This window comes from Rhizobium sp. PEPV16, from assembly GCF_008919455.1.
Lineage (GTDB): Bacteria > Pseudomonadota > Alphaproteobacteria > Rhizobiales > Rhizobiaceae > Rhizobium > Rhizobium leguminosarum_Q.
Window position 1 is genome coordinate 1 of the sequence record NZ_VSZV01000133.1, and the last position, 6,743, is coordinate 6,743.

Consider the following 6,743-nt stretch of genomic DNA (forward strand, 5'->3'; position numbering starts at 1 on the left):
CCCGACAAAGCCGCGAGATCGACAGTGCCGCCGCTGCGATTGCGATAACGGATTTCGCCGCTTGTCGGCTGATAGATGCGCAGCACCGTGCGAGCAAGCGTGGACTTGCCGCAGCCGGACTCCCCGACGATGCCGAGTGTTTCGCCATCCTTGACACGAAGCGATACGCCGTCGACCGCCTTCACGTGTCCGACCACACGCCGAAATGCGCCCTTGCGAATGGGGAAATGCATCCTGAGATCGTTCAGTTCGAGCAGCGGGCTTGGTTGGGTCATGGGATCGGCCATCATTGTCTTCCTTCGTAAAGCAGACAGCTGGCGACATGCCCGTCGCCGATGGCGACGGGTTGCGGATCCCTTTGGTCGCACAGGCCCGCCCTTGCCTCTTTGCATCGGGGATGAAAGCTGCAGCCCGGGGGCCGGTTGAAACGCGAGGGCACCATGCCATCGATGATCGCGAGCCGTTCGGTGGGTTGCCCATGCATGCGCGGCACCGATTGCAGCAGCGCCTTGGTGTAGGGATGAACAGGTGCGTGGAAGATCGTGTCGACATTGCCCGCCTCCACGACCCGGCCGACATACATGACGACGACCTCGTCGGCGATTTCGGCCACCACACCGAGATCATGGGTCACGAACAGCACCGAGAGCCCGAATTCGGCCTGCAGCGAGGCCAGGAGATCGAGGATATTGGCCTGGGTGGTCACATCGAGCGCCGTGGTCGGCTCGTCGGCGATCAGCAGTCTGGGGCGGCAGGCAAGCGCGAGCGCGATGCAGACGCGCTGGCGCATGCCGCCGGAAAACTGGAAGGCATAGCTTTCCATGCGCTCGGCCGGCCGCGGAATGCCGACCAGAGCCAATGTCTCGATGGCATGTTCGCGCGCCTCCTTCTTTCCCATCTTCAGATGCAGGCGGATCACCTCCACCATCTGGTTGCCGATCGTATGGACGGGAGAGAGGGCCGCCATCGGCTCCTGGCTGATCAGGCCGATCTGGGCACCGCGGATCGCCCGCATGTCATGGCCGCGCGGATCGAGCGCCGCCAGGTCGACGGAGGGTGCTGCCGGATCGGGACGGTAGCGGATTGCGCCCGAGACGATCCGCCCTCCCCTGGGAACCTGGTTGAGGATCGACCGGCCGGTGATGCTCTTGCCCGAACCCGATTCGCCGACGACGCAGACCGTCTTGCCGCGCGGGATGGAAAAGGAGACGCCGTCGACCGCCTTGATCGTGCCCGCACCCCCGAAGAAATGCGTCCTGAGATCATCGACCTCGATCAGCGGGTCGCGATCCCCGTGCCAGCCGCCGGCCGCGGCGAAATTGGGATCAGTATTCATAGGGATCTGCAGCATCGCGTAAACCATCACCGAGGAAATTGAGGGCGAGCACGGTGACGATCACCGCGAGACCGGGAAGAAACAGCCAGGGCGCGCTCGAGACGGCGAGAATGTTCTGCGCCTCCTGAAGCAGCACGCCCCAACTCACCACCGGCGGGCGCAGGCCGATGCCGAGGAAGGAGAGCGCGGTTTCTGCGAGGATCATCGTCGGGATGGCGAGCGTCACCGAGGCGATGATGTGGCTCATGAAGGACGGAACCATGTGCCGCCAGATGATGCGCATCTGCGAACAGCCGTCGAGACGGGCGGCGATGACGAAGTCTTCCGTTTTGAGCGACAGGAAGCGCCCGCGCACCACCCGCGCCAGGTCGGTCCAGCCGATCAGTGACAGGATGATGGTGATCCAGAGATAGACCAGGAGTGGATCGGCGCTGATCGGAACGGCGGCCGCAAGGCCCATCCACAGCGGGATGGTCGGGATAGAGTTGATGAGTTCGATGGAACGCTGGATCACATCGTCCACCCAGCCGCCGTAGAGCCCCGAGATACCGCCCAGGATGATGCCGAGGATGAGGCTGATTGCGACCCCGATCAGTCCGACGGACATAGAAACACGCGTGCCGTGGACCGTCCGGCTGAAGACGTCGCGACCGAGGCGATCGGCGCCGAACAGGTAGAATGGTTTGCCCATCTCGATCGGGCCGATCAGGTGCCGGTCGAAATCAAACAGCCCCCAAAGCCGATAGGGTTCGCCCTTGACGAAGAAGCCGAGGGGGATGACGACGGCTGGATCGGGCACGTAATTGCGGCTGAGCGCGATCGGGTCAACTTTCATCGAATAACCGTTGACATAGAGCGGATGAAACTGCCCGGCCGCGCCGTAGCCGGCGAACTTGATCTGCTGCGGCGGCGCATAGGTATAGCGGGAATCGTAGGTCTGCGAAGAAACTGGGGCGAGAACCTCGGCAAACAGGGCGACCAGGTAGATCAAAAAGATGACGACGCCGGCCGCCAGCGCCAGGCGATGGCGACGGAAGCGCCGCCAGATGAGCTTCCACTGCCCGGCGACCGCGTCGGAATTCTGGATCAGTTCAGGCTGTAGCGCGATGGCTTGATCGGTCATTGGTCTCGTCCTTCAGCCGTTGCGAATGCGTGGATCGAGCCAGGCGAGCAGCAGGTCCGAAATCAGTGTGCCGATCAGCGTCAGCATGCTCATCAGCAGGATGAAAGTGCCGGCCAGATACATGTCCTGGGCAAAGAGGGCGTTGAGCAGCAGTGGCCCGGTGATCGGCAGGCTGAGAACGATGGAGACCACCACCGAGCCGGAGACGAGGTGCGGCAGCACCCAGCCGACGGTCGAGATGAACGGGTTGAGCGCCACCCGCACCGGATATTTCAACAGCAGCCGGATTTCGCTCAAACCCCGGGCGCGGGCCATATCGACATAGGGCTTGTTGAGTTCGTCGAGCAGGTTGGCGCGCATGATCCGGATCAGCGCCGCGGTGGCACCCGTGCCCAGCACGACGACCGGTATCCACATATGCGAAATGAGATCGCCGAGCTTGGCCCAGCTCCAGACGGCGTTGATATAGGCAGGCGAAAACAGCCCGCCGGTACTTTGGCCGAAATACTGTGCCGAAACATACATCAGCACCAGCGCCAGCAGGAAGTTCGGGATGGCAAGGCCGAGAAAGCCAAAGAAGGTGGCGACGTAATCTCCCACCGAATATTGCCGCACGGCGGAATAGATGCCGATCGGAAAGGCCACCGCCCATACGAAGAGCAGCGTGGTGACCGAGACCACCATCGTCAGGCCCATGCGGGCCCAGATCAGCTCGCTGACCGGCTTGTTCCAATCGAGGGACTGGCCGAAATCACCGCGCAGCAGGATGCCGCTGATCCATTTCCAGTATTGCACCGCCCAGGGCTGATCGAGCCCATAACGTTCACGCAGGCCTGCGATGACGCTGGGATCGATCGTTTCGTTCTGGGAGGCAAGACGCGCGGTCAGCGCGGTCAGGAAGTCGCCGGGCGGCAACTGGATGATGATGAAGGTCACGACGGAAATCGCAAACATCATCGGGATCATATAAAGCAGGCGTCTGATGATGAAGCCGGCCATGGTCAAGCTCCTTCAATCGGCGATCGCCGATCGGATTGGATGATTGGGACTGGGCTGTCGATGGGGTGGCGCCCGCGGGCGCCATCCCTGTCGGTCGCGTTCCGTTATTGCTGGTAGTAAAAGGTCTCGGGCTTTGCCGGTCCCGGCGTCATGTAGAACGATGTGCTGGGAATGACTTTCGGGACATTGCGCATATTGGTCTTGACGATTCCGACGCGGTCCGGCTCCAGGTTGGTGCCGATGACGTAGAATTCGTCACGGGTGATCGCCAGCAGTTCCTTCATCGCGGCCAACTGCTTTTCGAGCGTCGGCGCTTCCTTCACCTGTCGGTAGAAATCCATCTGCTTCTTGGCAGCGGGGCTCGGTTCCTGCGCGTTCGGATCCTTGGGGTTCTGGTAGTAGAGGCCCCAGGCCGTCGCGAAGCTCGACTCGTATTCGTGCGGGAAATACCATTTTGGATCGAGCAGGCCGAGGAAATCGTAGCCACCGCCGCCGACCCATCCCAGGCCGTCATTCTCATTATTCTGCAGGCGGGAGAAGATCAGCGAACGTTCGGCCGGGCGGGGCTGCATGTCGATACCGACAGCCCGCCAGTAGCGCTGGATCATCTCGAGGGCGTCCACCTGGATCGGGCTTCCGGTCAAGGCGTCGATCGCAAAGGTAATCCGCTTGCCGTCCTGACCGAGGCGAAAGCCTTCGGCGTCATGTTTGGTAAGGCCGGCCTTGTCGAGATACTGATTGGCGAGATCGACATTATACTCCAGATACTGCGTCGCCATCTTCTCGTCGTAGAGCGCAGTGGCTTCACGCGGCGCTGCCTGATAAGGCTTGGCCTGTCCGGCATAGATCAGCTGGTTGAGCTCTTCGCGGTTGATGGCGTAGCTGAGGCCGATGCGGAAATCCTTGTTGGAAAAGACAGCGCGCAAGGCCGGATTCTTGTGGGTCTGGTTGAGGGTGATCAGCAGGGCGTTCGACCACGCCGGCCGGGCGATAAACAGGCCGTAGCCGCCTTTTTCCTGGTTCTGCACGATCACCGTACGGGCGTCCGTCGTCTCGATGAAGCGGTTCTGCATGTCGATTTCGCCGCTGATCGCCTTCAGGATGATGGCCTGGGTATCCTGCATCACATCGATGGTGATCCGATCGAAGTAAGGCAGCTGGTTTCCTGCGGTATCCACCTTGGCATAGTATGGATTGCGTTCGGCGACGACCTGGGTGGTGCCGTTATAGGGCGCGGTCAACACCCAGGCATCAAGCGTTGGACGGCCGAGGTCGCGCCAGCGGCCGGGAAACCCGATCTTGTTGTTGAAGAGCTGGACCCAGTCGGTTGCGCCGGCTGCCTTCACCAGAGCGTCGACGCCATCGGGATTGAAATCTTTGTGGAATTGCTTGAGGTAGTGCGCCGGTGCGGCCGCCAGAATATCGGAGCCGCGCACGGTCGCCATGTTCATCAGGAACAGGCCGTTCGGCGCGGCGAACTTGAAGACGACCTTGTCGTCGGCGAGCTTTTCGACCTTGACGGTCTCTCCTCCCGCGGTCAGCCAGTTGGGTGCGGCAGGGGTGATCTTGGTGTTGCGAAGCACGTTCTCGTTCCACCACACAAGATCGTCCGCGGTAAACGGCTCGCCGTCCGACCAGCGCGTGCCTTCCCGCAAGGTGAACGTATATTCGGTGGCATTGGCATTGACCTCGACGCTCTTGGCGATATCGGGAATCACCTCGGTCCATTCCGGATTCCAGCGGACCAGTCTCGTATAGCCGATCGAACGCTCGATCTCGCTGTCGCCACCGCCAAAGGTGGCCGTGCGCCAGGTGCCGCCATAGCTACCCACCGATTCAAGCGGAGTGAGCACCAGCGGCTCCTTTGGCAGCCGCTTTTCGACCGGCGGCAGCTTGCCGGCATCGACCAACGCCTTCAGTTCCGGCGACTCCTCAAAGCCGAATGCGGCACCGGCCCAGCCGGCACCTATGAGGATCGCCGCGGCAACGGTCGAGACAACCTGCCGTCTTAAGATTCTGACGTGTTGCATTCTTTCCTCCCAACATTCTGCTCTAAGTTATCGTTAACGTATTCTCCTCTTTTGCGAACGTTATCGTTACCGTTCAACCTTGTCAAAGAGATTCTTGTCGCCTTATCTTTGCCCATATCAGCCTTGGCTTTCCCCGAAATTATGTTAGTTATCGTTATCGTAAGCTCCCGCCCCTTTTGATGAGACCATCCAGTTGAGCCGCCCAAAAGAGCCAGAATCCAAAATAACCATTGCCGATGTCGCCCGCGCCGCAGGGGTGTCGCCGATGACGGTATCGCGCGTGCTCAATGATCGCGGCGGAGCCAGCGCGGAGACAAGTCAACGCATTATTTTAGCGGCGAGCGAGCTCAATTACCGACCCAATCCCTTTGCGCGCGGATTGCGGTCCGATCGATCGAAGGCCATCGGGCTTCTCGTTCCCGACATCACCAATCCGTTCTTTCCCGAAGTCATCAGAGGAGCCGAGGATGCCGCGAGCGCCGCCGGCTACAACCTGCTGCTGTCCAATGTCGTCGAGAACAGCAAGCGGGAGGAAGAACTCATCGAAACGCTGTTGCGGCACCGGGTCGACGGGATCATCGTCTGCAGTCCGCGGCTGCCCGACGCCGCGCTTCACAAGGCGCTTGCGCCCCACCGCGCCGTGGTGCTCATCAACCGCGAGGCGCCCAACGAGGTCGCCGGGACGATTGTCACCGACTATGAGACGGGAGCGTCGCGCGCCATCGATCATCTGGTCGAGCGCGGGCGCCGCAGGATCGCGATCATCGCCGGGCCGCGCAGTTCGTTTGGCGGCAAGAGCCGTCTTGTCGGCTTTCGCAAGACGCTGTCGGCTCACGGGCTCAAGGCACAAAGCATCGTTTATTGCGATCCCACCGCCGCAGGCGGGCAAACGGCGGCCGCGCAATTGCTGGCGGAGACGCCCGGCATCGATGCGCTTGTCTGCTACAACGACCTCAATGCGATCGGCGCCATGAAGGCCTGCCGGGCTGCCGGCGTTTCGATCCCCGGGCAAATCGCCCTGATCGGTTTCGACGACATTCCGACTGCCGAACTGCTGTCTCCGGCGCTCACCACCCTGCGGGTGCAAAAACGCGAAATGGGGGAGGAAGCCGTGCGTCTGCTGCTCAGCCGCATCGCCACCAGAAACCGTCAGCACGGCATCGTCATCGTGCCGGAGCTCATTATCCGCGAAACAACCTGAACTCCCCGGAGCATGATGCCGAAAAGTGTGAGCGGTTTTCGGACGACATCATGC

The 6,743-nt window shown here is 61.4% G+C and carries 6 protein-coding genes; 1 reads left to right on the forward strand and 5 read right to left on the reverse strand.

Features of this window, described 5'->3' with window-relative positions:
• The 5 genes from FY112_RS02350 to FY112_RS02370 all read right to left on the reverse strand — a co-directional run.
• Positions 1 to 287, reverse strand: a 287-nt coding sequence (locus tag FY112_RS02350; RefSeq protein WP_181018131.1) for an ATP-binding cassette domain-containing protein, incomplete at its 3' end; no start/stop codon positions are given.
• Complete coding sequence (locus FY112_RS02355; protein ID WP_131620483.1) at positions 287 to 1,336, reverse strand: ABC transporter ATP-binding protein; 1,050 nt, start codon at positions 1,334 to 1,336, stop codon at positions 287 to 289. The genes FY112_RS02355 and FY112_RS02350, both read right to left, overlap by 1 nt.
• Complete coding sequence (locus FY112_RS02360) at positions 1,326 to 2,459, reverse strand: ABC transporter permease (RefSeq protein ID WP_131620484.1); 1,134 nt, start codon at positions 2,457 to 2,459, stop codon at positions 1,326 to 1,328. Before FY112_RS02360 ends, FY112_RS02355 begins: the two co-directional genes overlap by 11 nt.
• 12 nt (positions 2,460 to 2,471) lie before the next feature.
• Positions 2,472 to 3,458, reverse strand: a complete 987-nt coding sequence (locus tag FY112_RS02365; RefSeq protein ID WP_017958352.1) for an ABC transporter permease — start codon at positions 3,456 to 3,458, stop codon at positions 2,472 to 2,474.
• Positions 3,459 to 3,562: 104 nt separating this feature from the next.
• Positions 3,563 to 5,488, reverse strand: coding sequence for an ABC transporter substrate-binding protein (locus FY112_RS02370; RefSeq protein ID WP_131629583.1), 1,926 nt, complete (start codon positions 5,486 to 5,488; stop codon positions 3,563 to 3,565).
• A gap of 193 nt (positions 5,489 to 5,681) precedes the next feature.
• On the opposite strand from FY112_RS02370, the gene FY112_RS02375 reads away from it, so the two are divergent.
• Complete coding sequence (locus tag FY112_RS02375) at positions 5,682 to 6,689, forward strand: LacI family DNA-binding transcriptional regulator (RefSeq protein WP_131629584.1); 1,008 nt, start codon at positions 5,682 to 5,684, stop codon at positions 6,687 to 6,689.
• The last annotated feature ends 54 nt before the right edge of the window (positions 6,690 to 6,743 follow it).

Coding starts and splice junctions, on each gene's coding strand:
- FY112_RS02355 (WP_131620483.1), bottom strand. CDS start 1,336: ATGAATACTGATCCCAATTTCGCCGCGGCCGGCGGCTGGCACGGGGAT.
- FY112_RS02360 (WP_131620484.1), bottom strand. CDS start 2,459: ATGACCGATCAAGCCATCGCGCTACAGCCTGAACTGATCCAGAATTCC.
- FY112_RS02365 (WP_017958352.1), bottom strand. CDS start 3,458: ATGGCCGGCTTCATCATCAGACGCCTGCTTTATATGATCCCGATGATG.
- FY112_RS02370 (WP_131629583.1), bottom strand. CDS start 5,488: ATGCAACACGTCAGAATCTTAAGACGGCAGGTTGTCTCGACCGTTGCC.